This is a genomic window from Ideonella azotifigens, assembly GCF_021043325.1.
In the GTDB taxonomy this organism is placed as follows: domain Bacteria; phylum Pseudomonadota; class Gammaproteobacteria; order Burkholderiales; family Burkholderiaceae_C; genus Ideonella; species Ideonella azotifigens.
The window spans coordinates 13,548-36,266 of sequence record NZ_JAJNKD010000029.1; the positions used below are offsets into that span (position 1 = coordinate 13,548).

Here is a 22,719-nt window from a genome sequence, read left to right on the forward strand (position 1 = left end):
CTGCATGCAAAGCTGTATGCAATTAGTGTGCGCAAGGTGCTGCGCTGCCCGCGCCGCGTGCGCGGCGCGGGAAATCAGCCCAGCAGTTCGTGCAGCGCCGCGGCCACGACCTGGGTTGCGCGGCGCAGGTCACTCAGCTGCAGGTGCTCGTCGGCGCGCTTGGCGTTGCTCTCCAACACGGTGCGCGGGCCTGCCCCGTAAATCACTGCCGGCACGCCGTGTTCCCCATAAAGGCGCACGTCGGTGTAGAGCGGCGTGCCGGAGGTGGGGATGGCTTCGCCGAAGACACGTTCGGCCTGGCGCTGCAGCGCCTGCGCGAGCTTTTCGTGGCCGGGCAGCGGCTGCAGCGCACGCGCCAGCAGCAGGCGCTTCAGCTCCAGCCGCACGCCGTGGCTGCCAGCCACCGTCTGCTCGATCAGCGTGCGCAGCTCGGCCTCGACCTCGGTCGCGTCTTCCTCGGGAATCATGCGGCGGTCCAGCTTCAGCACCACCTTGCCGGGCACGACATTGGTGTTGCTGCCGCCTTCGATGCGGCCCACGTTCAGGTACGGGTGGCGGATGCCGGCGACGGCGGAGGTGCGCTGGCGCAGCGTCGTGTCGCTGTAGTCGTACAGCGCGTTCAGCAGGCGGTTGGCCGCGCGCAGCGCGTCCACGCCGGTCTCCGGGTAGGCTGCGTGCGAGGCCAGGCCGTGCAGCGTGGCTTCCATCTGCAGGCAGCCGTTGTGCGCGGTGACGACCTGGTAGCTGAAACCGGCAGCGATCAGCAGGTCGGGCTTGGTCAGCCCCTGGCGCAGCAGCCAGCCGGGCCCAAGTTCGCCGCCGAATTCCTCGTCGTAGGTGAAGTGCAGCTCCACCGCGCCTTGCGTGGGCCGCTGGCCCTCGGGCAGCGCGGCCAGCGCGCGCAGCGCGAAGGTGTAGCTCGCGAAGTCGCTCTTGCTGACGGCCGAGGCGCGGCCATAGAGCCTGCCGCCTTCGCCATCGTCCACCACTTCACCGCTGTACGGCCCGTGGGTCCAGCCTTCGCCGGGCGGCACCACGTCGCCGTGCGCGTTCAGCGCAATCGTCGGCCCGCCGGGGCCGAAGCGGTGCCGCACGATCAGGTTGGTGATGGACTGCATGCCTTGCGCGGCGACCTCGTCGGCCGGCACCGCATGCGCCTCGGCCTGCAGGCCCATGCCGGCCAGCAGCTCGGCGGTGCGCTCGGCGTGCGGCGCATTGTTCCCAGGCGGCGTGTCGGTCGGCACCTGCACCAGGGCCTGCAGGAAGCGGGTTTCGTCGTCGAAATGGGCGCTGATCCACTGGTCCAGCGAAGCGAAGGCGGGGTTCATGGTGTGCTCTTGTTCTGAGGAAACGCCGGGCCGCCCCAAGTTTCCTCATCCCCCTTGGGGGGCGGGCTGGGCGCCGCCCAGTCCTGGGGGCTCTCGTTCGCCAGATCCTGCAGCAGCTTGGCAAAGGCCTGCACCGCCAGGTCCATGTCGTGCGCGGTGCTGCTTTCCAGCGGGTTGTGGCTGATGCCGGCGTTTTCGCCGCGCACAAAGAGCATGGCCTGCGGCATGGCTTCGTGCAGCTTCATCGCGTCGTGGCCGGCGCCGCTGGGCATGGTGTGCACCGGCAGGCCCAGCGAGGCAACCGCCCGTTCCCAGCGCGCCTGCCAGGCGGGGGCGCTCGGCGCGGCCGGCGCTTCGAGGATGCCGTCCAGCGTGAAGCTCACGCCGCGGCGCTCGGTGATGCGGGCCAGCTCGGCGCGGATGTCGGCCACGCAGGCGTCTCGCACCGCGTCGGTCGTGGCGCGCACGTCCAGGCTGAACTTGCAGCGGCCGGGCACGACGTTGATCGAGCCTTGAGGCACCTCAAGTTGGCCCACGGTGGCGACCAGGTAGGGCTGTTCTGCCGCGCGCCGCTCCACGTACAGCGCCAGCTCGGCGAACGCGCAGGCGGCGTCGCGCCGGCGGTCCATCGGCGTGGTGCCGGCATGGCTGGCCACGCCGGTGATCTCGCCCAGGAAGCGCCGGCTGCCGTTGATCGAGCTGACCACGCCCAGCGGCAGGTCCAGCTCATTGAGCACCGGGCCCTGCTCGATGTGCACCTCGACAAAGCCAAGGTATTGCGCCGGGTCGCGCTGCAGCGATTCGATCGCGTCCATGCGGCCGGGCAGGCCGGCGGCGCGCATCGCGTCGCGCATGGTCACGCCGTCGGTGTCGGACTGGTCCAGCCAGTCGTGGTCGAACTGGCCGACCAGCGCGCCCGAGCCGAGGAAGGTGGCCGGGTAGCGCTGGCCTTCTTCCTCGGCAAAACCGACCACCTCGATGCCGAATGGCAGGCGCTGGCCGCGCTGCTGCAACTGCGACACCACCGCCATCGGCACCAGGATGCCGATCCGGCCGTCGTACTTGCCGGCATTGCGCACCGTGTCGTAGTGCGAGCCGGTCAACAGCCGCGGCGCGGTCGGGTCTTCGCCCTGCGCATCCTGGCCGTGGTACAGGCCAATGACATTGCCCACCGCGTCCAGCTTCACCTCGTCGAAGCCGGCTTCGCGCATCCATTTTTTCAGCTGGCGGGCGCAGGCCTGGTGGGCGGCGGTGAGGTAGGTGACGGTCAGCTGGCCTTGCTCGGCAAAGCCGGGGTCGCTGTGCACGGCCAGGGCCTCGGCCCAGTCCCACACGCGCTCGCCTTGCGTGGGCTGCTGGGCGAACTTGTCGGCCAGGCGCAGCTCGGCAATGCGGTGGATCTGGCGCAGGCTCTCGGCGCGTTCGATGTCCGGGTGGTGCTTCAGCCGGCGCTCGAAAGCCGCGATGATGGCCGCGCGGCCCAGGCCGGTGCCACGCGGGCCGCGCACCGCGAGCAGGAAGGGAAAGCCAAAGCGCGCGTTGTAGGCGGCGTTCAGCGCCTGCAGGTGGGCGAACTCTTCCGGCGTGCAGTGCGTGAGCCCGGCGCTTTGCTGCTCGCCAGTGGATTCGCTGGTCAGCGTCCTGGCCACCATGGCCTTGCCGGCCAGCTCCGGGTGGGCGCGGATCAGGCCCAGTTGCTCGTCGGCTGTGGCTTCGCGCACCGCCTGCACCAGCGCCAGCTTCAGCTGCGCCAGCGTGGCGAATGGGCGCGCCGCCGCGGCGCGCTCGGCGATCCACGGCGAATGTTCGTAGACACCGTCCAGCAGCGTGGTGAACTGCGCTGGCGTGGCGTCGTTCAGGTCGGCGAGCGACAGCCTTGGAGGTTCCAACAGCCGTGCGGGTTCGGGGGATGCCATCAGCTTCACTCCCAGACAAAGGCGGTGGCGGCGTCGAAAGGGTGCGTGGCCTTCCAATGCCGGGCAATGTCGATGCGCCGCGTGACCCACACGCGCTCGTGGGCCTGCACATGGTCGAGGAAGCGCTGCAGTGCGCGCATGCGGCCCGGGCGGCCCAGCAGCCGGCAGTGCATGCCGATGCTCATCATCGCCGGCCGGTCCTCGCCTTCAGCGTACAGCACGTCGAAGCTGTCGCGCAGGTACTGGAAGAATTCGTCGCCGTGGCTGAAGCCCTGCGGCAGCGCGAAGCGCATGTCGTTGCAGTCCAGCGTGTAGGGCACGACCAGTTGCGGCGCCAGCGTGCCGTCGGTCTTGCGCACCTGCAGCCAGAAGGGCAGGTCGTCGCCGTAGTAGTCGCTGTCGTATTCCAGGCCGCCGTGGTCGGCCACCAGGCGGCGGGTGTTGGGGCTGTCGCGGCCGGTGTACCAGCCCTTGCCGTGCAGGCTGTTGCCCTGCGGGTCGCCGCCGGTGAGCAGCCGCAGGCTGTCCAGCGCCAGCGCCATGTGGGCGCGCTCTTCGGCCTCGGGCGTGTTCTGGTAATGGATCCAGCGCAGGCCGTGGCAGGCGATCTCGTGGCCCAGCTCGACAAAGGCCGCGGTCACTTCCGGGCAGCGCTCCAGCGCCATCGTCACGCCGAAGACGGTCAGCGGCAGGCCGCGTTTCTCGAACTCGCGCAGCAGCCGCCACACGCCCACGCGCGAGCCGTATTCGTAGATGCTTTCCATCGACAAATGGCGTGCCGGGAAGCTCGGCGGGTTGAACATTTCCGAGAGGAACTGCTCGCTGCCGGCGTCGCCATGCAGCACCGAGTTCTCGCCGCCTTCCTCGTAGTTCAGCACGAACTGCAGCGCCACCCGGGCCTGGCCTGGCCATTGGGGGTGAGGCGGGTTGCGGCCGTGGCCGTGCAGGTCGCGGGGGTAGCGCATGGAAGAAAGCTCTCTAGGGTTGGAGGGCTAGGGTTGCAAGGCACTCGCCAGGTCGCTCACGCGCGGGTTCAGCCGCAGGTTGCGCTCGACGTTGCCCAGGTGCTCGCCCATCAGCGCGACGGCAGCGTCGGCGTCCCGCCTGGCCAGTGCGTCGACGATGGCCACGTGCTCGGCCTGCGAATGCTCTGCCGAGTGCGAGCTCTGGTACATCAGCGAGATCAGCGAGGAGCGCGACAGCAGGTCGCCCAGCAGTTCGGCCAGCACCTCGTTGCCCAGCATGCCGGCCAGCACGGTGTGGAAATCGGCCAGCAGCCGGGTGCGGCCGGGCACGTCGGTGCGGGCCACCGCGGCCTGCTCATCGGCCAGGTGGCGGCGCAGCGTCGCCACCTGGGCCTCGGTGATGGTTTCGCAGAGCCGGCGCAGCATGGCCGACTCCAACATCAGCCGTACCTCGAAGACTTGGTGCGCTTCCTCCACGCTGGGCTCGCGCACGAAGGCGCCGCGGGCGGGCGCCAGCACCACCAGGCGGTCGCGCGAGAGCTGGTTCAGCGCCTGGCGCACGAGGGTGCGCGAGACCTGGAAGATGTCGGCGATCTGCTGCTCGGCCAGCTTGGTGCCCGGCATCAGCCGGCGCTCGACGATGGCGGCGGTGACCGCGTCGACGATGCGCTGGGTCTGCGTCATCTGCGCGCTGTCGTCCGCGGCCGGCAGTTGCACCTCGGGCACCTCGGCGGCCGTCGTGCGGGCACGCGGCTTGCGAACAGAGGTGTCGGTGCTGGCGGTGCTGCGTCGGGTGGCCATGGGCGCGATGATGGGGGTGGAACGAAGGCCGAGAGTCTAGGTGGGTCGCAGGCTTGTTTTGTGTATGCTGCAGTGTATACAATTTTCTCCACGCACTCACGGCCGGCTGACCCTTTGAAACAACCGCTGCAGGGCGCGCAGGAACATCATGGGACGACTCACCACCCACGTGCTGGACACGATGAACGGCTGCCCCGCGGCCGGCATGGCGGTTGCGCTGTACCGGCTGGCGGCGGAAGGCAGCGCCGAGCCACCCGTCCGATTGGCCACGCTGCAGCTGAACGCCGATGGCCGCGCCGATGCGCCGCTGCTGCAGGGCGACAGCTTCCAGCCCGGCCGCTATCGGCTGGTGTTCGACGTGGCGGCCTACTTCCGTGCCAAAGGTGCCGAGCTGCCCGAGCCGCCGTTCCTGGACCAGGTGCCGCTGGACTTTGGCCTGGCCGACACCGCCGCGCACTATCACGTCCCCTTGCTCGCCAGTCCCTGGGCCTATTCCACCTACCGGGGCAGTTGATCTTGTTCGATCCCACCTACCTGCTGGACTGGGCCAACCTGCTGCTGCGCTGGGCCCATGTCATCGTCGCCATCGCCTGGATCGGCTCGTCGTTCTACTTCGTCTTCCTGGACAACAGCCTCACGCCGCCGACCGACCCTGAGCTGAAGGCCAAGGGCGTGGACGGCGAGCTGTGGGCCGTGCATGGCGGCGGCTTCTACCACCCGCAGAAATACATGGTGGCGCCCAAGGCGCTGCCGGAGAACCTGCACTGGTTCTACTGGGAAAGCTACAGCACCTGGCTGACCGGCTTCGGGCTGTTCACCGCGCTGTACCTGTTCAATGCCGGCACCTTCCTGATCGACCAGAGCGTGCACCACTGGTCGCCGGCTGGCGCCATTGCCGCGGCGCTGGGTTTCCTGGCCGGCTTCTGGGTGATCTACGACGGGCTGTGCCGCACCGTGGGCCGCAAGCCCAGCGGTGACAAGCTGCTGGGCTTGGCGGTGACCGTGGTCGTGGTCTTCGCCGCCTGGGCCGCCTGCCAGTTGTTCGCCGGCCGCGCAGCCTTCCTGCTGGTGGGCGCGATGATGGCCACCGCGATGAGCGCCAACGTCGCGCACTGGATCATTCCGGGCCAGCGCAAGGTCATCGCGCAGATGAAGGCCGGCTTGCCGGTGGACCCGGTGCACGGCCAGCGCGCCAAGCAGCGCAGCGTGCACAACACCTACTTCACGCTGCCTGTCCTGGTGGCCATGCTCAGCAACCACTACGGCTGGCTCTACCAGGCCAGGTTCAACTGGCTGGTGCTGGTGCTGCTGATGCTGGCCGGCGCCTTGATCCGCCACTTCTTCGTGGCGCGCCACAAGGCCAAGGTCAAGGGCGTCACGCCGCCGTGGCCGTTCTTTGCGGCCGGCTGCGGCGTGCTGGTGGGCCTGGCCATCATGCTGGCGCCGCCGCCCCGTCCGCTTGCATCGGCTGTGGCTGAGCAGCCCCCCGTCAGCTTCGCCCAGGTCCAGGCGGTGATCCAGCAGCGCTGCGTGATGTGCCACAACGCCAAGCTGCAGAACAAGGGCGTGGCGCTGGACAGCGAGGCGCTGATCCGCCAGCACGGCCAGCAGCTCTACCAGCAGGCCGTGGTGCTCAAGCTGATGCCGCTGAACAACGCAACGCAGATCACCGAGGACGAACGCGCGCTGCTGGGCCGCTGGGTGCAGGCCGGCATGCCTTGAGGTTGGGATCAGGCCCGTCGCGTCAGCCGCACGACGTCCACTGGCGGCGAGCCCACGCTGAACCGGGCTTCCAGCGTGAAGCCCATGCCTTCGTAGAGCGCCAGCGCTGGCTGGTTGGCCGCGCCCGTGCCCACGCGCAGCAGGCGCCCGGGTGCGGTGCGCCGCAGGGCTTCTTCCACCAGCTGCCGGCCCAGGCCGCGGCGCTGGAAAGCTGGCGAGACGACCAGCGCGTTCAGGCGCAGTGCGCCGTCTTCTTCATCGCCCAGTGCGGCCGCGGCGGCCAGCGTGCTGCCTTGCATCGCGCCGAAGAACTGCCAGCCGCTGGCCTGCAGGTCGGCCACTGTGGTTTGCAGTGGTGGAAACTGGGCCGGCGTCAGGCCCAGTAGCGCGGCTTCCTGCGCATAGGCGGCGCACCAGATGCGGTGCAGCGCTTGGACAAGCGTGGGCTGCTGCAGGTCAAGCGGCCGGATGTGGGCCGCGCTCATGTCCACAGCACGGCAAAGATGAACGCATTCATCGTCACATTGAACGCGGCGTGGGAGGCGATGGCCGGCAGCAGCGAATCGCTGGCGCGGCGCAGCCAGGCGAACAGCAGCGCGGTGGCGAACATCAGCAGCACCCACAACGTGGCCGAGGCCGGCTGCAGTTGCAGGCCGTTGGCGCTGAGCACCAGGCCGTGGTGGCACAAGTGCACCAGGCCGAACAGCCCGGCTTCGATCAGCGTGCTGCGGGTGGGCGAGAAGCGTTGCTCCAGCGCGCGCTGCAGCAAGCCGCGGAAAAACAGCTCTTCGCCAACGGGGCTGAACAGCACCGCGGGCACGGTGAAGATCAGGTGCAGTTGCAGCAAGCCCATGCCGCTGGTGTCCAGCGTGCGCCGGTAGCTGTTGGCAACGCTGGTGAACCAGTGCCCGGTGCCATGGCCGAACAGCGCGATGCCCAGCGCAAAGCACAGCGTGGCGGCCAGCGCACCTGCTGCGATGCCAATGAGCATGAAGCCACGTCGGCGCGGTGCCTGCAGCCCGATGGCGCGTCGTCCCGGTGCGGTCAGCAGCAGCCACGGCAGCGCGGTCATTGCGACGAAGCCCAGCGGCAGCAGCCAGCGCACCGGATGCTCGCCCAGCGTGCCGGCCGCTCGAAGGCCGATGAACAAGGCGGCCAGCACCAGGGACGAGCGCCACAGTTCGGCGCCCAGGGCGCGCCAAGGGGCGCGCAGCGACAGAGCGGTCGTTGTTGCAGATGCCTGCAGATTCATCCGGTGGCCTCGGTCGGAAAGCCGACCTGGGCCGCCCGCCGCAGGCTGGCCTGCACCACCAGGCGGTGGAAGGGCCGGATCAGGCCGATGTAGCTGCGGCCCAGGCGGTTGTGGCAACACACCACGGTGCTCATCACCAGCGTCGGCCCGGGCTCGCCGGCTGCGGCCGGGCGGCACATCACCGAGGCACGAAAGTCCAGGTGCTTGTCGTTTTCGCCCAGGATGATCTCGCTGGCGTGGCGCTCGTAGATCTTGAACAGGCCCACGCGGTTCGTGGCAGGCGAGGGGCCGGCAGTGCTCAGCGCCTTGGCGGTCTTCAGGCCGAATACGGACACCATCGCGTCCCGCACGCCCATCAGCTGGTTGATCCAGCCTGGCTGATGGCCGAAGACAAAGCGCGCAAGTAGCTCAGGGTCGCGCACCACGTTGGCCGGCAGCGCGACGGCAAACGCGTCGGCCAGGTAAGGGTTGGCGTAGAAGCTGCCAATGCGCGAATCGGTCGGAACCGGTACCGGTGACACGGTGGTGGAAAGGGGGCTCATCAAGGCGTTTGCTCAAAGGCCTGCAGCACCTCGGCCACGTTGTCGCCGATCTCGGCCACCGCGTAGCCACCTTCGAAGATGAACAGCGTGGGCAGTTGCAGGGCCGCGAGTGTGCGGCCGAGGCGGTGGAACTCGGGCGTGCGCAGCTGGAATTTCGAGATCGGGTCGTCGGCGAAGGTGTCCACGCCGAGCGAGACCACCAGCGCGGCCGGGCGGTAAGCGGCAATGCGTTCGCAGGCGGTGGCCAGTGCGGCGAACCAGGCCTCGTTGGTCGCGCCCGCGGGAAGCGGGTAGTTCTGGTTGAAGCCCAGGCCAGCGCCGCTGCCGGTCTCGTCGGCATGGCCGAGGTAGAACGGGTATTCGGTCAGCGGGTCACCGTGAATGCTCTGGAACAGCACATCGGCACGGTCGTAGAAGATGGATTGCGTGCCGTTGCCGTGGTGGTAGTCCACATCCAGGATGGCCACGCGCTCTGCGCCCTGGTCCCGCCAGGCCTGCGCGGCAATCGCGGCGTTGTTCAGGAAGCAGTAGCCGCCGAGGAAATCGGCGCCGGCATGGTGGCCGGGCGGGCGGCTGAGCGCAAAGGCGGCGCGGTGCCCGGCGGCGATGTGGGCCTGGGCGGTCAGCGCGATGTCGGCGCCGGTGCGCGCTGCGGCCCAGGTGCCGGCGGTGAACGGCGTGCCGCTGTCGAAGGAATACAGCCCGAGGCGGGCCATGAAGTTGACCGGCTCCACGTCGCTGCGAAAGCCGCGGATCGGCCAGACCGAAGGCAGGATGTCGCCGGCATTGCCCAGCGCTGTCCATTCGGCCCAGGCGGTTTCGAGGAAACGCAGGTAGCGCGCGCTGTGCACGCGGGCGATCGGGTCCGGCGGGAAAGGCTGGGGCGGCAGCACCGGGCCGATGCCACGCGCCTGAACGGCGGCCAGCACATGGTCGGCGCGTTCCGGCTTCTCGAAACAGGGCACCAGCTCGCCGCGGTAGAACTCGTGGGATCCCGCGTGCGCGCGGTGCTGGTCGCTGTAGAAGATGTGCATGCCGGCACTTTACGGTGATCTGGGTGGCGGCGTTTCAGAGCCTGCTGCTCAGGCCACCGGTTGACGCATCACGGCGCGCAGCGTGGCGATCAGGCGCGCCAGGTCGATGGGCTTGGCGACGTGGGCCACCATGCCGCAGGCCAGGCACTGGTCGCGTTCTTCCTGCAGCGCGTGCGCGGTCTGGCCGATGACGGGCAACTGCGGGGCCAGCAGGCGGATGCGGCGCGTGGCTTCGTAGCCGTCCATCTCGGGCATCTGAATGTCCATCAGCACGGCATCGAAGCCGTCCGGCGAGTCGGTCACGAGGTTCACCGCCTCGCGGCCATCTGCCGCCAGCGTGACCCGCGCGCCGGCACTGCTCAGCGCCTGCTTGATGACGATCTGGTTGACCGGGTTGTCTTCGGCGACCAGCAGCCGCAGGCCTTCGAGCTGCGGGCCACTGCGTGGCATGTCGTCCTCCGCCAGCGAGAGCTGCTGCCAGCGCGCCGGCACCGCGCGCAGCGGCAGCCGCAGCGTGAATTCGCTGCCCACGCCCAGCGTGGAATGCACCGTGATCTCGCCGCCCATCAGCTCGGCCAGCTGGCGGCTGATGGCCAGGCCCAGGCCGGTGCCGCCGTAGCGCCGCGTCGTGGAAGCGTCGGCCTGGCGGAAGGGCGCGAACAGCGCCTCGCGCTGGCCGGCATTCATGCCGATGCCGCTGTCCTGCACGCGGATGCGCAGCCACTCGCCATCGCCATTGCCGTCGCGGTCGGCCAGCAGGTCAATGCCACCTTTATGGGTGAACTTGACGGCATTGGCCAGCAGGTTGGCCAGGATCTGCTGCAGCCGCGTCGGGTCTGTCATGCAGGCCAGCGGCAGCTCGGGCGCCAGGTGCACCCTCAGCGCCAGGCCTTTTTGCTGGGCGGTGTCGCGCACCATGTCGGCGGTCGCGTCTATCAGCTGGCGCGGGCTGGCCGGAATGGATTCGACATCCATGCGCCCGGCCTCGATCTTCGAGTAGTCCAGCACGTCGTTGACGATGGCCAGCAGCAGCTTGCCGGCCGACAGGATGCGGTTGTAGCCGGTTTGGGTCACCCGGCCCTGGGTCTGCTCGAAACCCAGCTGGGCAAAGCCGAGGATGGCGTTCAGCGGCGTGCGGATCTCGTGGCTCATGTTGGCCAGGAATTCGCTGCGGTGGCGGGCCTGCCGCTCGGCCTCTTCGCGCGCGGCCTCGCGTTCGGTCTCCAGCGCGTGGCGCTCGGAGACATTGCGTACCACGGCCACCAGGTCGCCGCCCGGCTCGGTTGGCACGATGCGGGCTTCGTAGGTCTGCTCGCCGGCCGGCATGGCCAGTGCGTATTCGATCGACACCGGCTGCTGGCTTGCGCCCACCTGGGCCAGCGCCGCCATCAGCTTGTCGGCCGCGTCGCCCGGCAGCACCTCGCGCACCGGCCGGCCCAGGAATTGGGCAGGGTCGCGGAGCAGCGTGACGGTGTTGCCGGCGCGGTAGTCCAGCACCACGCCCGCGGGCGAGAGCCGGAAGTAGAGGTCTGGCAAGGCCTCGAACAGGCTGTTCAGCTCGGCGGTGCGGCGTGCCACCTCGTGCTCGAGCTGGTCGGCCTCTTCTTCGGCGCGGCGGGTGGCGTGCTTCTGCAGCGTGATGTCGACGAACGAGGCCAGCAGGTGGTCCTGCCCGCCCAGTGGCGTTCGCGTGGCCGAGTAGGCAATGTCGACCTGCTCGCCGCTGCGCTTGCGCAAGCGCATCTCGCGCCCGCTGACGCGGCCGGTCTCCTGCAACTCGGCCATCGCCGCGGCATGCTGGGCCGTGTCCACCCACAGTGCCAGCGGGGGCGCACCGGGGCCGATGACCTCGCTGCGCTGGTAGCCGCAGAGGTCCAGCCAGGCCTGGTTGACATCGGCCACCCGTCCGCCGGGCGAAGACTTCAGCAGCATGCCCACCGGGCTGGTCTGGAACATCAGCGAGAAGCGAGCCTCGCTGTCGCGCAACGCGCTGACGACCTTTTGCCGCGCCGCTTCGGCTTCGTCGGCCGTCAGCCGCAGGCTGACCTGCATCGCCAGCCGCTCCAGCACGCCAACCTCTTCGGCGTCGAAACGCTCGGCCTGCTCGGCGCGCATGCACAGCACGGCGCGCACCTCCGTGTCGACCTTCAGCGGCATCGCCAGCCAGGCGCCGCCGGCCGGCACCGCGGCCATGCCGGGCAGTGCGGGCTGGGCCGGGCTTTCCAGCACCAGCGCGGTGCTGCCCTCGCGCCAGGCGCGAAGCGCGGCGGTGGCACTGCTGCCGCCACGACCGGGTTCGTCCCCAGTCCAGCCGGGCCGCTGCAGGTTGCCGATGCGCAGCGGAGGCAGTGGCTGCAAGGTGTCGCCGGCGCGTTGCACCGGGCGCAGCGTCTCGCGCCGGTCGTCGGTGCTGCCGATCCAGGCCAGGCTCATGCCACCTTCCTCGACCACCGCCTGGCAGATCGCCGCGTACAGGCTGCTCGGGTCACCCTTGACGTGCGCGGCGTCCTGCACCCGGCCCAGCACGCGGTAGAGCTGGTTCAGCCGGCGCAGGCGCTGTTCCGCATGGCGGTGCTGGGTGACGTCGCGGGCAATGCCGAGCACGCCGATGACCCGGCCGCTGGCGTCGCGCATCGGTGCCTTGATGGTCTCGAACAAGGCCTTGCTGCCATCGGCGGCCAGCGTCAGCCAGTCCTCGGACATCAGCGGCCTGTTGGCAGCCAGCGCGTCCAGGTCGTGCTGGCGCTGCGCGTCCGCCTGCTCGGGTGTGGTCAGCGCATGGTCGGTGTGGCCGATGATGCCGGCCTCGGGCTTGCCGAAGACACGCTCGAACGCCGGGTTGCAGGCGCGGTAGACGCCCTTCAGGTCCTTGACGAAGACCAGGTCGGGCAGGGTGCTGACAAGGGTGTGCAGGCTTTGCCGCTGGTCCTGCAGCTCACGCGTGCGGCGCTCGACCATGCGGCGCATTGCAACCGCCCAGATCAGCGCCGCGCCGCCGGCCAGCGCCGCCAGCGACAGCAGCATGCCCAGGTCGCGCTGCCACGCCGCGCCGGCCAGCACGCCAGCGGCCCGCGCAGGCAGGCTGAACGCGAGCGCCATTGCCGGCGCGAGGGCCAGGGTCACGGAGGATCGTTTCACGCAGGCATGCAGAGGCTTTCTGGCTGGGCAGCATAGCGCAGCGTTGTTGCCATTCTGAAAATATCACCCTTACCCAGCCGCGTATGCCAATTGCTGGGCCAGGCGGTTGTGGCAGGCCAACAGCGGACCCAGGTCCAGCGTGCACAACTGCCCCTCGCGCACGACGACCCGGCCGTTCACCACCGTGTAGGCGGCACTGGCCGGCGCACACATCAGCAGCGCCCCCAAGGGGTCATGCACCGCACCGCCGGCCAGGCCCAGCGTGCGCAGGTCGAACAGCGCGAAGTCGGCCGCCATGCCGGGCGAGAGGTGGCCGATGTCGTTGCGCCCCAGCACCTTCGCGCCGCCGCGGGTGGCGACTTCCAGCACGTTGCGCGCCGTCATCTCGGCTGGCCCATGGTCGCAGCCGAACGGTCCCAACGACCGCCCGACGCGGGCCAGCAGCAGCGCCTGCCGCGCCTCGCCCAGCATGTGCGCGCCGTCGTTGCTGGCGCTGCCGTCCACGCCCAGGCCCACCGGCACGCCGGCGTTCAGCATGCGCCGCACCGGCGCAATGCCCGAGGCCAGCCGCATGTTGCTGCACGGGCAATGCGCCACGCCGGTGCCGGTGGCGGCAAAGCGGGCAATGCCGGCGTCGTCCAGCTTCACGCAGTGGGCATGCCACACGTCGTCGCCGACCCAGCCCAGGCTCTCGGCGTACTGCGCCGGCGTCATGCCGAACTTGGCCAGGCTGTAGGCCACGTCGTGGTCGTTCTCGGCCAGGTGGGTGTGCATGCGCGTGCCCAGCGCCCGCGCCAGCCGGGCCGATTCACGCATCAGATCGCGGCTGACCGAAAACGGCGAGCAGGGCGCGGCCACCACGCGCAGCATCGCCAGCGGCTCGGCATCGTGATAGGTCTCGATCAGGCGCTGGGTGTCGGCCAGGATCGCGGCTTCGTCTTCGACCAGGCTGTCCGGCGGCAGCCCGCCAGCGCTTTCGCCCACGCTCATGCTGCCGCGTGCGGCATGGAAGCGCATGCCGATCTCGGCCGCGGCCTCGATGCTGTGGTCCAGCTTCACGCCGTTCGGGTAGAGGTACAGGTGGTCCGAGCTGGTGGTGCAGCCCGAGAGCAGCAGCTCTGCCATCGCCACCTGGGTCGAGACCTGCACCATCTCCGGAGTCAGCCCGGCCCAGAGCGGGTAGAGCGTGCGCAGCCAGCCGAACAGCTCGGCGTTCTGCGCCGCGGGGATGGCCCGCGTCAGGCTCTGGTACATGTGGTGGTGGGTGTTCACCAGGCCGGGGATGACGATGTGGTCGCTCGCGTCGATCTCCTCGTCCACGCCGTCCGCCGGCAGCCAGGGCCGCAGGTCCTCGGCGCTGCCCAGCGCGACGATCTGCCGGTCCTGTACCAGCAGGCTGGCGTGGCGCAGTTCGCGGCGCTGGTCGTCCAGCGTGGCGATCAGCTCGGCGTTGCGGATCAGCAGGGTGCGGCGGGGGGCGGCAGAGGTCATGGCGCGCGCTGGTATCGTGAAGGCCCGCCATCGTTGCACAGCGAGTGCCCATCCAGGTCAGGTATGCCTCGTTTCGCCGCCAATCTTTCGATGCTGTTCACCGAGGTGCCGCTGCCGCAGCGTTTTGCGCGTGCCGCCGCGGCCGGCTTCCGCTTCGTCGAATGCCAGTTTCCGTACGACTTCCCGGCCGACGCATTGCGCGCCGAGATGGATGCGGCCGGCCTGCAGATGGTGCTGCACAACCTGCCGGCCGGTGACTGGGCGGCGGGCGACCGCGGCATCGCCTGCGACCCGACGCGCGTGGCCGAATTCCGCGCCGGCGTGCCGCGCGCGCTGGCCTACGCCAAGGCGCTGGACGTGCCGCAGCTGAACCTGCTGGCCGGCCTCACGCCCCCCGGCGTGCCGGCCGCCCAGGTGCGCGCCACCTTCCTGGACAACCTGCGCTTTGCGGCCGATGCGCTGACCGAACACGGCAGGACGCTGCTGATCGAGCCGCTGAACACCTTCGACCTGCCCGGCTTCTGGCTGCACAGCAGCCATGATGCGCAGGCGCTGATCGAAGAAGCCGCGCGGCCCAACGTGAAGATCCAGTTCGACCTCTACCACCTGCAGCGCATGCAGGGCGAGCTGGCCGGCACGCTGCAGCGCCAGCTGCCGCACATCGGCCATGTGCAGTTTGCCGACAACCCCGGCCGCCACGAGCCCGGCACCGGCGAGTTGAACTTCGGGTTCCTGTTCGATCACCTGGACCGCATCGGCTACACCGGCTTTGTCGGCGCCGAATACCTGCCGCTGGCCGGCACCGAAGCCGGCCTGGGTTGGCTGGCGCGCTTTCAAGCATGACGCCCACTGAACTTTTGCGCAGGCTTTACGACACGGCCGTTGCCGCGGCCTTGCCAGCCCAGGTGCTCGCCGTGCACCTGCCACCGCCACCCAAGGGCCGCACGCTGGTGCTGGGCGCCGGCAAGGCCGGTGGTTCGATGGCTGCGGCGGTCGAGGCGCTGTGGCCGGCTGACGCGCCGCTGAGCGGCCTGGTCATCACACGCTACGACCACGTGCCGCCGGGTGGGCCGGCGCAGCGCCGCATTGAGGTTGTTGAAGCCGCGCACCCGGTGCCGGATGCCGCGGGCCTGGCGGCCTCGGCCCGCATGCTGGCGCTGGTGCAGGCCTTCCAGCCCGGGCCGGACGACCTGGTGCTGTGCCTGATCTCTGGCGGCGGCTCGGCCTTGCTGAGCCTGCCGGCGCCCGGGCTGACGCTGGGTGACAAGCAGGCCGTCAACAAGGCCTTGCTGCACAGCGGCGCGGCCATCGACGAGATGAACTGCGTGCGCAAGCACCTCTCGGCCATCAAGGGCGGCCGGCTGGCGCAGGCCTGCGGTGCCGCACCGCTGCTGTCGCTGCTGATCTCCGACGTGCCGGGCGACGACCCGGCCGTGATCGCCAGCGGCCCGACGGTGCCGGACCCCAGCACCTGTGCCGACGCGCTGGCCGTGCTGAGCCGCCACCGCATCGCGCTGCCGGCCGTGGCCCAGGCCGCGCTGGAAAGCGGCGCCTGGGAAACGCCCAAGCCCGGCGACCCGCTGTTCGCGCAGCACGAGGTGCGCATGATCGCCACGCCGCAGATGAGCCTGGACGCGGCAGCCGCCGAGGCGCGCCGGCTCGGTTTCGCGGCGCATGTGCTGTCGGACGAGATCGAAGGCGAGTCGCACACCGTGGGCCAGGTGCATGCGGCGCTGGCCCGCGCGGTGGCGCGCCGAGGCATGCCGTTTGCCCGACCTTGCGTGATCCTCTCCGGCGGTGAAACCACGGTGACGGTGCGCGCCGACACGCCGCGCCCGCTGGGCCGCGGCGGCCGGGCGGGAGAGTTCCTGCTGGGCTGCGCGCTGGCGCTGCGCGCCGAGCCCGAAGTGTGGGCGCTGGCGGCGGACACGGACGGCATCGACGGCGTCGAAAGCAATGCCGGCGCACTGGTCACACCAGACACCTTGGCCCGCGCTGCGGCACTGGGCCTGTCCGCCGCCGAGCACCTGGACCGGCACGACAGCTTCGGCTTTTTCGAGGCGCTGGGTGACCTGGTCGTCACCGGGCCGACCTACACCAACGTCAACGACTTTCGCGCCTTGTTGATCCGTTGAGCAACTTTCGGCGAAGCCGCGGGTCAGAACCGGACCATGTCCCGCCTGATGCGCGCAACCCTGCCCATGCTGCTCGCCGCGGCCACCGCTGCCGTGTGCGCGCAGTCGCCGCCAGCGGCTGAGGTGCAGCAGGTCACGGTGACCGGCGCGGCGCGGCATTCGGTCGAAAAGTCCTTCCGCAAGATGATGCACGGCATGGACTTTTTCGAGCAGGCCAAGGCCGGCCTGGCGCCGCAGGCCGTGCTGCGCTTCAAGCTGCTGCCGCGCAAGCCCGGCACCGACATGGATCACATCGTGCTCGAAGTGATCGGCTCGTCGTTCGACTACAAGGTGCCTGTCGCGCCGGACCACACGTTTGTGCTGGAACGCAACCGCCTGGCGATGGACGAGGACGCCGTGGTCTCGCCGAACCGCCGCCGGCTCAGCATGACCTGGCGCACCGACATCCGCAGCCCCGGCCTGCCGCCCGGCACCCGCCGCCTGGGCGACCTGCGGCTGGAATGCCTGGTCGGGCTGGAGGCAGACCTGGTGTCCAACAGCAACCCGCTGGCGCTGATCGCCGACCTGTTCGCCGACAGCCGGCGCTACTGCGAACGCAAGGACGCCAAGTACCTGTTCTTCGCCGAGCGGCCACTGTTCAGCGTGACGCTGGTGGCCGGCGAGCGCCGCGAGGTGCTGCCCGTCGACCAGCTCTACGCCGGCGCCAGCGACGACCCCGGCCTCAAGCAGGACCTGCCCTATTGCGACTGCGAAGTGCTGGTGGACCGCACTTACTTCCTGCCGCTGGGCGACCGCAGCTGGCCGGACGACACGCGGGTCGAATTCGAGTACATGGACGATCGGCCATGACCCGGTCGCGGCTTCGCCTTCGTGCGCTTTGCCTCGCAGCCAGCCTGTGCTCGGGCTGTGCCGGCGTCGGCCTGCTCGGCCCCTCGCCGCAGGGCCCGGGCATTGCGCACACGCCAGCCGGCCAAGCCCTCTCGCCGCAGGCCGCCGCCGCCCTGATCACCGTCGGCAAGAGCACCCAGCCCGAAGTCGCTACCGCACTTGGCCCGGCCATCGTCGTCCGGTTCGACAGCGGCGACGAGGTGTGGGTCTACCGCTGGCCCGGCGCAGACCGGTCCACGGGTGCTGCCACGGAACTGGTGCTGCTGTTCGAGCCGCCGGGCGTGGTGGCGAAGCTGCGGGTGAGGCAGGGGGCCGGGCCCGGGCATGCGGGCCGGTGATGCGCTGCGGCGACGCCCAACAAGTCCTGTTGGCCACTCAGGCCGGCGTCCTGGCGCGCCAAGGGTGAGGCCCTTCATTCGACGCCCCATCGGGTTCGGTCTTGAAGCACCGCCGCAAAAAGTCGCCTATGTCGTCCAGTGCGGCCTTTGCCGCGTGCAGCGTGGAAACGTTGGAAGGGAACACATGCACCATGCTTTCCCAGACGTTCACCTGGCAGACCCCGCCGCTGTTCTCGACCCGATCGCCGTAGCGCGTGGAATCGTCAAGCAGGACTTCGTCTTCCCCGACATGGATGAGGATGGGCGGCAGCTGGGCGAGATCGGCATACAGAGGCGAGGCTCGCGCGTCGCGCGGGTCATGCTTGCCGAGGTACAACTGCGCCGTGGTGGCGAGTGCCTGCTGGGTCGTGAGCGGGTCGGCTTCGGCGCGGCTTGCCATGCTGTCGCCGGTCAGCGCCAGATCGGTCCAGGGTGACATCGCCACCGCGCCCAGGGGAGCTGGGATCAGGCCATCTTTCGCCTTGGCAACCGCCAGCGACAGCAGCGCCAGCGCCAACCCGCCACCGGCCGAGTCCCCCGCCAGCGCGATGCTGGTGACTCCCTGCGCGACCAGGCCCGCATAGGCGGCCTGGGCATCGTCAACGGCTGCCGGAAACGGCCGCTCCGGTGCCAACCCGTACGCCGGCACGAACGCGGCGATCCGGGTCCGCGCGGCGATCTGACCGACGAAGTGCCGATAGGCGAGCGCCGATCCGGCGATGTAGGCGCCACCGTGAAAATAGAGGATCGCCGCAGCGGGATCAACTGCGCCTTCCGGGCGGCACCAAACGCCTGCGACACCGCCTACCGAGGCCTGTTCGTAAGTCACGCCGGGGGATGAGCGAGTCTTCTCCATCCATTCATCGAAGGGCTTTCTCGCCTCCGGACCGGTGACGCTTCCCTTCATCGGCGCGACCATCTCGCGCATTGCGATCATGACTGCGCGGTCGAGCGGGTGCAGAGGGTGACGGATGGTTGCCATGGCGCGATGCCTCCGTTCACTCAGTCGAGGTTGAGCCAACGCGCCGCAGCATCGGCGGTGTCCGGCGGGGAGGTGTTGAAGGCGATGGCCGCCTGGGGTGCCGTCTTGTGCACGGTGTTCACGAGCCGTTCGAACAGCAGCAGGCTCTTGGGGGGAATGCGAAGGCCTCCGCCGATCACGACGCAGTCGTAGAGAACGGTGGAGAGTTGCTGCTCAAGCACTGTTGACGCGGAGTCGTCGGGGCGCACGAGACAGAGATCTGCATGCCAGCCCCGATCTGTCATCTGTTGCATGCCGAGAGCGATCCCGGCATGGATCTTGGCGGCGTCGAAACCGGGCGGCAATGCCGGGTCCGAGAAGTCGACCGTCTCCGGTTGCTGGCCCACGAACAGGACTTTCGTCTCTTGAGATTTGTTCATCTTCATCTCCTGCCGATTGATCGGGTTCCTGACCTGGCCAAGAACATGTCGAGGAACTTGCGCTTGCCGACATTCGCTTCGTCGGGCAGGGCGGCTGGCGCGATGTAGAAGACCGAGTCGACGCCCTCGAGGACAGTCTCAACGCTGGCACGGTTGCCCAGATCGCCGACGTCCACGTCCGTGGCGCCGTGGGCGCGCACGGCGTCCGTGTCGGAAGCTCGTCTGATGAGCCCGCGGACCTTGGCGCCACGTTGGGCAAGCGCAGGAAGCACGAGGCCGGCAAACTTGCCCGCGGCACCGACTGCCAGGATGGTGGAGCTTGGTTGTTTCATGCGTTCATTCGTTGGAAAGCACCATGAGGCGGTGTGACAAACTCATTGAAACTTGATCCGCCCGTTCGGGCTGTAGGACTGCATGCCCATGCCGCGGGAACACGGTGTTCCCCTGGTGGGACAGTCGGCTTGCGTGCTGCCGAAGCTCACCAGGAATTCACGGGTTTCAAACCGCGCTCGCTGTCACCTCTCAAGAAAACGCAGGGCTGCCCCAAGTTTTTCTTGACCCCCTCGGGGAGCTGGCACGGAGCGACAGGTCTGGGGCGCTCAAGAGGAATCCTTCGACATGCTGGACTTGAATGATTTGCGCGTGTTCGAGAAAGTCGCAACGCTGCGCAGCTTCTCCGCGGCCGGGCGCGTGCTGAACATGCCCAAGTCGAGCGTGAGTCGCTGTGTGGCTCGCCTGGAGGCGGCCTTGGGAATCCGCCTTGTCCAGCGGACCACGCATGACGTGCAGCTGACTGACGCAGGCCTTGCGATGCACGAGCGATGCGGGAACCTGCTCGCGCGCATCCATGAAACGGTCGACGTGATCAGCGGCATGAGCGACAACCCGCGCGGCCTGCTGCGGATCAGTGTCGGAATAGGCTTCGGCTACAACGCCGTGTCAGACCTGCTGCCCGAGTTCCTGGCGCGCTACCCCGATGTCAAGGTGGCACTGGAGTTGAGCAGTCGATCGGTGGACCTGATTGCCGAGAACGTGGACGTGACGGTGCGCATCGGGCCGATGACCGACTCGCAACTGGTGGCGGTCCGGCTGGGGACGATTCGCCGCTACCTTTGCGCCGCTCCTGCCTATCTCGCGCGCCGCGGCACGCCGCGCACCCTGGACGAGATCCAGTCGCACGACGCCGTCGAGATGCCAGGCATCGGCGGGAGGCCGCGCCCCTGGATGTTCACAAGCCCCTGCGGCGAGGAGAAGAGGTTCGAACTCAACCCGCGCCTGAGCATCAACGATCCGCTCTTGATTCACAGGCAAGTGCTGCGTGGCGTCGGCCTGGGTTGCCTGTCGGGGTACTTGTGCGCGCCCGATATCCAGGCCGGGCGCCTCGTTCATCTGTTTCCCGAATGGACGCCGCCTCCGTTGGCGGTAAACGCCGTCTTTCCGAGCAGACGAGAGCTGTCTCCCACGGTCAAGGCCTTTGTCGAGCACCTCAAGAGTGCTTCGGCGCCGGGCAAGTCCTGGCAAGACGACCCGATGGCACCGCCATAGCTTTGCAGTGAGCAGGATCGTTTTTTGGGTGTTGCCTCGGGTAGGGAAATTCATTCTTGCAAGCGCTAAGCTGCGCGCATGCCCAGCCCACGCGAGCGCGGTCGCCCAGCGCACCCAGATGTACTGACTCCCGGCGAGTGGCGCGTGGTTGAGGCGGTGCGGCACGGTCTGCGGAACCGCGAGATCGCCGCGCGCCAGGGCGTCACCCTCGACGCCGTGAAGTACCACGTGGCCAACGCGCTGCACAAGCTTGGTCTGGCCAGCCGAACCGAACTTCGACGCTGGGACGGCATTCGACGCGACACCCTGCTGCACGCCAAGGAGACCTTCATGCAAGCCGACATCCATCTGGGCGCTCTGGGGCAGATCGCCCGAACGGTCAAGGACATCGCTGCCGCCCGTGCTTGGTACGGTGACGTGCTCGGCTTGGCGCACCTGTACTCGTTCGGCAACCTGGCATTTTTCGACTGTGGCGGCGTGCGGCTGTTCCTGTCGGAGGGCGAAGGCACTGTTTCGGAGTCGATCCTGTACTTTCGCGTCGATGACATCCGCGCAGCGCAGGCGGCCCTGGGCGCGCGCGGCGTGCAATTCACGCATGCGCCGCACATGATCCATCGCCACGAGAACGGCAGCGAGGAGTGGATGGGTTTCTTCAGCGACAACGAGGGCCGGCCTTTGGCGATCATGTCGACCGTGGGTTGATGCGGGACGCAGCCGCGAGGACCTGCTGCCAGGCGGACCCGGTGAATTTCCACTCCTGGCCGGGTGCTGCCCATGCGGCGGTCTTGCGTGCGCGGTCCCGCGGGACCGGCGGGCGAGCGCGGAGCGCGCCCAGTGCGTGAGGCCGTTCAAGCGCGAGCGCGCGCCTTCAGCAAGCCACCGAGCCCGGTGCCGGCCACTGCGATCATCAGCAGCGGCATGCCCCAGCCCGGCGCCAGGCTCAGTGCCAGGCCACCGAGCATCGGGGCCGCCATGCCGCCCAGCGTGTAGCTGAGCACCAGCACCGCGGTGGTATTGACCAGCGCCACGCCTTGCTCGCGGTGGCCGATGTCGACCATCGCCAGCGTGTACAGCGCGCCGCCAGCGCCGCCCCACACAAACGCGATGACATAGGCCAGCGGCGGCCAAGCCGGTGCCAGCGGCAGCAGCAGGCAGGCGCCCAACGTGATGGCGGCGCAGCCCAGCAGCACGCCGCGCAGCGACCAGCGGTCCGCCAGTTCGCCCACCGGCACCATCACCAGCGCGCTGCCGGCGCCGCTGGCCGAGACCAGCAGCGCCGCCATCCCGGCGCCAAAGCCGGCCGACAGGCCGTACAGCGGCAGCAGGCCCGAGGTGCCGGCTTCGAAAAAGCCGCCGACCGCGCCGGCCAGCATCAGCACCGGCCGCTGGCGCATTGCGGCGGCGATGCCGCGCCAGCCCGGTGGCGGCGCGTCTTCGCGGTGGTGGCTGGTCAGCGCCGGCACCGCGAAGCTCAGCAGCAGGCCCAGCGCAGAAAGCGCCACCGCCGTCCAGCGCGCAAGCTGTGCCGCCGCGCCCTCGGTGCCGATGAAGGCCAACAGGCTGGGGCCGAGCACGAAGGTGCAGCCCACCATGGTCTCGTACAGCCCGACGATGCGGCCACGCCGCGCCGCCGGCGCCAGCTCGGCAACCGTGGCTTCGGCGACGATCCAGCGCAGCGAGCCGGCCGCGCCGCCGACCACGCCCAGCAGCGCCCAGCCGACCGGCCAGGGCGTCAGCACCGTCAAGGTCAAGGTGCCCAGCGGCACCGCGCCGCTGAGCAGCAGCGCACCGCGCATGCCCAGCCGTGCCACCCAGCCGCCGGCAAACGGCGTGGCCACCGCCAGGCCCAGCCAGTTGGTGGCCGCCAGCAGACCGACCAGCGCGTCGTTCAGTCCCATGCCCTTGGCGGTGAACAACAGCAGCGGGAAGAACATGAAAAGCCCGCTGAGCTCGCAAAAGGTCGACGCGAAGATGGCGATCAGGCCGCGGCGCAGCTGGGCAGGCGAGACGGCAGGCGAGGGCAAAGGCTTGGTCAAGGCGATGGGGTGGCGGGTTGGGGCCGCGATCTTGCCAGGATGGGTGGTGGGTCTGCCTCGGCCATGAAAAAAGGTTCTTCACCCAACTCCGGGGAAGGCGGCGCGGATTTTGAGGAAGAAATAGGCGTCGTCGCGGAAGCCGTAGGCC

The 22,719-nt window shown here is 69.2% G+C and carries 22 protein-coding genes; 8 read left to right on the top strand and 14 right to left on the bottom strand.

The genetic code is table 11. The annotated features are described in order from the left end of the window. Positions 1-74: 74 nt before the first annotated feature. The 4 genes from LRH25_RS31825 to LRH25_RS31840 are packed head-to-tail and all read right to left on the bottom strand — an operon-like array spanning position 75 to position 4,893. Complete coding sequence (locus tag LRH25_RS31825) at positions 75-1,328, bottom strand: M20/M25/M40 family metallo-hydrolase (protein ID WP_141289378.1); 1,254 nt, start codon at positions 1,326-1,328, stop codon at positions 75-77. Then, positions 1,325-3,244, bottom strand: a complete 1,920-nt coding sequence (gene uraD / locus LRH25_RS31830) for a 2-oxo-4-hydroxy-4-carboxy-5-ureidoimidazoline decarboxylase (RefSeq protein ID WP_231013211.1) — start codon at positions 3,242-3,244, stop codon at positions 1,325-1,327. Before uraD ends, LRH25_RS31825 begins: the two co-directional genes overlap by 4 nt. A 5-nt stretch (positions 3,245-3,249) precedes the next feature. Next, the gene (gene puuE, locus LRH25_RS31835) at positions 3,250-4,209 is read right to left on the bottom strand and encodes an allantoinase PuuE (protein WP_141288456.1); all 960 of its coding nucleotides are present in this window, start codon (positions 4,207-4,209) and stop codon (positions 3,250-3,252) included. 27 nt (positions 4,210-4,236) lie between these two features. Beyond that, entirely contained in the window at positions 4,237-4,893 is a 657-nt protein-coding gene (locus LRH25_RS31840; protein ID WP_141288463.1) for a GntR family transcriptional regulator, read from the bottom strand. Between the two features lie 265 nt (positions 4,894-5,158). Between LRH25_RS31840 and uraH the strand changes: the two genes are divergently transcribed. Next, positions 5,159-5,524, top strand: a complete 366-nt coding sequence (gene uraH / locus LRH25_RS31845) for a hydroxyisourate hydrolase (protein WP_141288457.1) — start codon at positions 5,159-5,161, stop codon at positions 5,522-5,524. Positions 5,525-5,526: 2 nt separating this feature from the next. Further along, entirely contained in the window at positions 5,527-6,732 is a 1,206-nt protein-coding gene (locus tag LRH25_RS31850; RefSeq protein WP_141288458.1) for a urate hydroxylase PuuD, read from the top strand. Between the two features lie 8 nt (positions 6,733-6,740). On the opposite strand, the gene LRH25_RS31855 is transcribed toward LRH25_RS31850, so the two are convergent. From LRH25_RS31855 to LRH25_RS31880, 6 genes are all read right to left on the bottom strand, one after another. Beyond that, positions 6,741-7,217, bottom strand: a complete 477-nt coding sequence (locus LRH25_RS31855) for a GNAT family N-acetyltransferase (RefSeq protein ID WP_141288459.1) — start codon at positions 7,215-7,217, stop codon at positions 6,741-6,743. Continuing rightward, positions 7,214-7,984 carry a CPBP family intramembrane glutamic endopeptidase gene (locus LRH25_RS31860; protein ID WP_141288460.1) on the bottom strand — a complete coding sequence of 257 codons (771 nt, stop codon included), beginning with the start codon at positions 7,982-7,984 and terminating at the stop codon, positions 7,214-7,216. The genes LRH25_RS31855 and LRH25_RS31860 overlap by 4 nt, the downstream gene beginning before the upstream one ends. Next, entirely contained in the window at positions 7,981-8,526 is a 546-nt protein-coding gene (locus tag LRH25_RS31865; protein ID WP_141288461.1) for a DUF2867 domain-containing protein, read from the bottom strand. Before LRH25_RS31865 ends, LRH25_RS31860 begins: the two co-directional genes overlap by 4 nt. Next, positions 8,526-9,560 (bottom strand): histone deacetylase family protein, encoded by a 1,035-nt coding sequence (locus tag LRH25_RS31870; protein WP_231013213.1) that lies wholly within the window; start codon positions 9,558-9,560, stop codon positions 8,526-8,528. The genes LRH25_RS31865 and LRH25_RS31870 overlap by 1 nt, the downstream gene beginning before the upstream one ends. Before the next feature lie 48 nt (positions 9,561-9,608). Beyond that, a complete protein-coding gene (locus tag LRH25_RS31875) occupies positions 9,609-12,698 on the bottom strand; it encodes a PAS domain-containing protein (protein ID WP_231013221.1) in 3,090 nt (1,029 codons plus the stop codon). 69 nt (positions 12,699-12,767) lie between these two features. Beyond that, the gene (locus LRH25_RS31880) at positions 12,768-14,189 is read right to left on the bottom strand and encodes an 8-oxoguanine deaminase (RefSeq protein ID WP_231013223.1); all 1,422 of its coding nucleotides are present in this window, start codon (positions 14,187-14,189) and stop codon (positions 12,768-12,770) included. A 63-nt stretch (positions 14,190-14,252) separates the two neighbouring features. Here LRH25_RS31880 and hyi point away from each other — a divergent pair, with 63 nt between their 5' ends. The 4 genes from hyi to LRH25_RS31900 are packed head-to-tail and all read left to right on the top strand — an operon-like array spanning position 14,253 to position 17,550. Further along, positions 14,253-15,032: a hydroxypyruvate isomerase gene (gene hyi / locus LRH25_RS31885; RefSeq protein WP_231013224.1), complete on the top strand. Its 780-nt coding sequence runs from the start codon at positions 14,253-14,255 to the stop codon at positions 15,030-15,032. Next, positions 15,029-16,324 carry a glycerate kinase type-2 family protein gene (locus tag LRH25_RS31890; RefSeq protein ID WP_231013226.1) on the top strand — a complete coding sequence of 432 codons (1,296 nt, stop codon included), beginning with the start codon at positions 15,029-15,031 and terminating at the stop codon, positions 16,322-16,324. The genes hyi and LRH25_RS31890 overlap by 4 nt, the downstream gene beginning before the upstream one ends. A gap of 36 nt (positions 16,325-16,360) precedes the next feature. Next, positions 16,361-17,173, top strand: coding sequence for a hypothetical protein (locus tag LRH25_RS31895; protein WP_231013229.1), 813 nt, complete (start codon positions 16,361-16,363; stop codon positions 17,171-17,173). Further along, positions 17,170-17,550 carry a hypothetical protein gene (locus LRH25_RS31900; RefSeq protein ID WP_141289335.1) on the top strand — a complete coding sequence of 127 codons (381 nt, stop codon included), beginning with the start codon at positions 17,170-17,172 and terminating at the stop codon, positions 17,548-17,550. Before LRH25_RS31895 ends, LRH25_RS31900 begins: the two co-directional genes overlap by 4 nt. Positions 17,551-17,587: 37 nt before the next feature. Here the strand turns inward: LRH25_RS31900 and LRH25_RS31905 are convergent, their stop codons facing one another. Genes LRH25_RS31905 through LRH25_RS31915 form a run of 3 tightly spaced genes read right to left on the bottom strand, consistent with a single transcriptional unit; the run spans position 17,588 to position 19,322 of the window. Further along, on the bottom strand, positions 17,588-18,571 hold the full coding sequence (locus LRH25_RS31905) for an alpha/beta hydrolase fold domain-containing protein (protein ID WP_141289336.1): 984 nt from the start codon (positions 18,569-18,571) through the stop codon (positions 17,588-17,590). Between the two features lie 20 nt (positions 18,572-18,591). Beyond that, the gene (locus LRH25_RS31910; protein ID WP_141289337.1) at positions 18,592-18,990 is read right to left on the bottom strand and encodes a hypothetical protein; all 399 of its coding nucleotides are present in this window, start codon (positions 18,988-18,990) and stop codon (positions 18,592-18,594) included. Between the two features lie 2 nt (positions 18,991-18,992). Beyond that, positions 18,993-19,322, bottom strand: a complete 330-nt coding sequence (locus LRH25_RS31915) for an NmrA family NAD(P)-binding protein (protein ID WP_141289338.1) — start codon at positions 19,320-19,322, stop codon at positions 18,993-18,995. 286 nt (positions 19,323-19,608) lie between these two features. On the opposite strand from LRH25_RS31915, the gene LRH25_RS31920 reads away from it, so the two are divergent. Further along, positions 19,609-20,535: a LysR family transcriptional regulator gene (locus tag LRH25_RS31920; protein WP_141289339.1), complete on the top strand. Its 927-nt coding sequence runs from the start codon at positions 19,609-19,611 to the stop codon at positions 20,533-20,535. 78 nt (positions 20,536-20,613) lie between these two features. Then, on the top strand, positions 20,614-21,237 hold the full coding sequence (locus LRH25_RS31925; RefSeq protein WP_141289340.1) for a LuxR C-terminal-related transcriptional regulator: 624 nt from the start codon (positions 20,614-20,616) through the stop codon (positions 21,235-21,237). 146 nt (positions 21,238-21,383) lie between these two features. On the opposite strand, the gene LRH25_RS31930 is transcribed toward LRH25_RS31925, so the two are convergent. Continuing rightward, entirely contained in the window at positions 21,384-22,571 is a 1,188-nt protein-coding gene (locus tag LRH25_RS31930; protein ID WP_231013232.1) for an MFS transporter, read from the bottom strand. Between the last annotated feature and the right edge of the window lie 148 nt (positions 22,572-22,719).

Coding starts and splice junctions, on each gene's coding strand:
- LRH25_RS31865 (WP_141288461.1), bottom strand. CDS start 8,526: ATGAGCCCCCTTTCCACCACCGTGTCACCGGTACCGGTTCCGACCGAT.
- LRH25_RS31920 (WP_141289339.1), top strand. CDS start 19,609: ATGCTGGACTTGAATGATTTGCGCGTGTTCGAGAAAGTCGCAACGCTG.
- LRH25_RS31900 (WP_141289335.1), top strand. CDS start 17,170: ATGACCCGGTCGCGGCTTCGCCTTCGTGCGCTTTGCCTCGCAGCCAGC.
- hyi (WP_231013224.1), top strand. CDS start 14,253: ATGCCTCGTTTCGCCGCCAATCTTTCGATGCTGTTCACCGAGGTGCCG.
- LRH25_RS31870 (WP_231013213.1), bottom strand. CDS start 9,560: ATGCACATCTTCTACAGCGACCAGCACCGCGCGCACGCGGGATCCCAC.
- LRH25_RS31915 (WP_141289338.1), bottom strand. CDS start 19,322: ATGAAACAACCAAGCTCCACCATCCTGGCAGTCGGTGCCGCGGGCAAG.
- LRH25_RS31895 (WP_231013229.1), top strand. CDS start 16,361: ATGTCCCGCCTGATGCGCGCAACCCTGCCCATGCTGCTCGCCGCGGCC.
- LRH25_RS31880 (WP_231013223.1), bottom strand. CDS start 14,189: ATGACCTCTGCCGCCCCCCGCCGCACCCTGCTGATCCGCAACGCCGAG.
- LRH25_RS31855 (WP_141288459.1), bottom strand. CDS start 7,217: ATGAGCGCGGCCCACATCCGGCCGCTTGACCTGCAGCAGCCCACGCTT.
- LRH25_RS31840 (WP_141288463.1), bottom strand. CDS start 4,893: ATGACGCAGACCCAGCGCATCGTCGACGCGGTCACCGCCGCCATCGTC.
- LRH25_RS31825 (WP_141289378.1), bottom strand. CDS start 1,328: ATGAACCCCGCCTTCGCTTCGCTGGACCAGTGGATCAGCGCCCATTTC.
- LRH25_RS31860 (WP_141288460.1), bottom strand. CDS start 7,984: ATGAATCTGCAGGCATCTGCAACAACGACCGCTCTGTCGCTGCGCGCC.
- LRH25_RS31925 (WP_141289340.1), top strand. CDS start 20,614: ATGCCCAGCCCACGCGAGCGCGGTCGCCCAGCGCACCCAGATGTACTG.
- LRH25_RS31910 (WP_141289337.1), bottom strand. CDS start 18,990: ATGAACAAATCTCAAGAGACGAAAGTCCTGTTCGTGGGCCAGCAACCG.
- puuE (WP_141288456.1), bottom strand. CDS start 4,209: ATGCGCTACCCCCGCGACCTGCACGGCCACGGCCGCAACCCGCCTCAC.
- LRH25_RS31890 (WP_231013226.1), top strand. CDS start 15,029: ATGACGCCCACTGAACTTTTGCGCAGGCTTTACGACACGGCCGTTGCC.
- uraD (WP_231013211.1), bottom strand. CDS start 3,244: ATGGCATCCCCCGAACCCGCACGGCTGTTGGAACCTCCAAGGCTGTCG.
- uraH (WP_141288457.1), top strand. CDS start 5,159: ATGGGACGACTCACCACCCACGTGCTGGACACGATGAACGGCTGCCCC.
- LRH25_RS31905 (WP_141289336.1), bottom strand. CDS start 18,571: ATGGCAACCATCCGTCACCCTCTGCACCCGCTCGACCGCGCAGTCATG.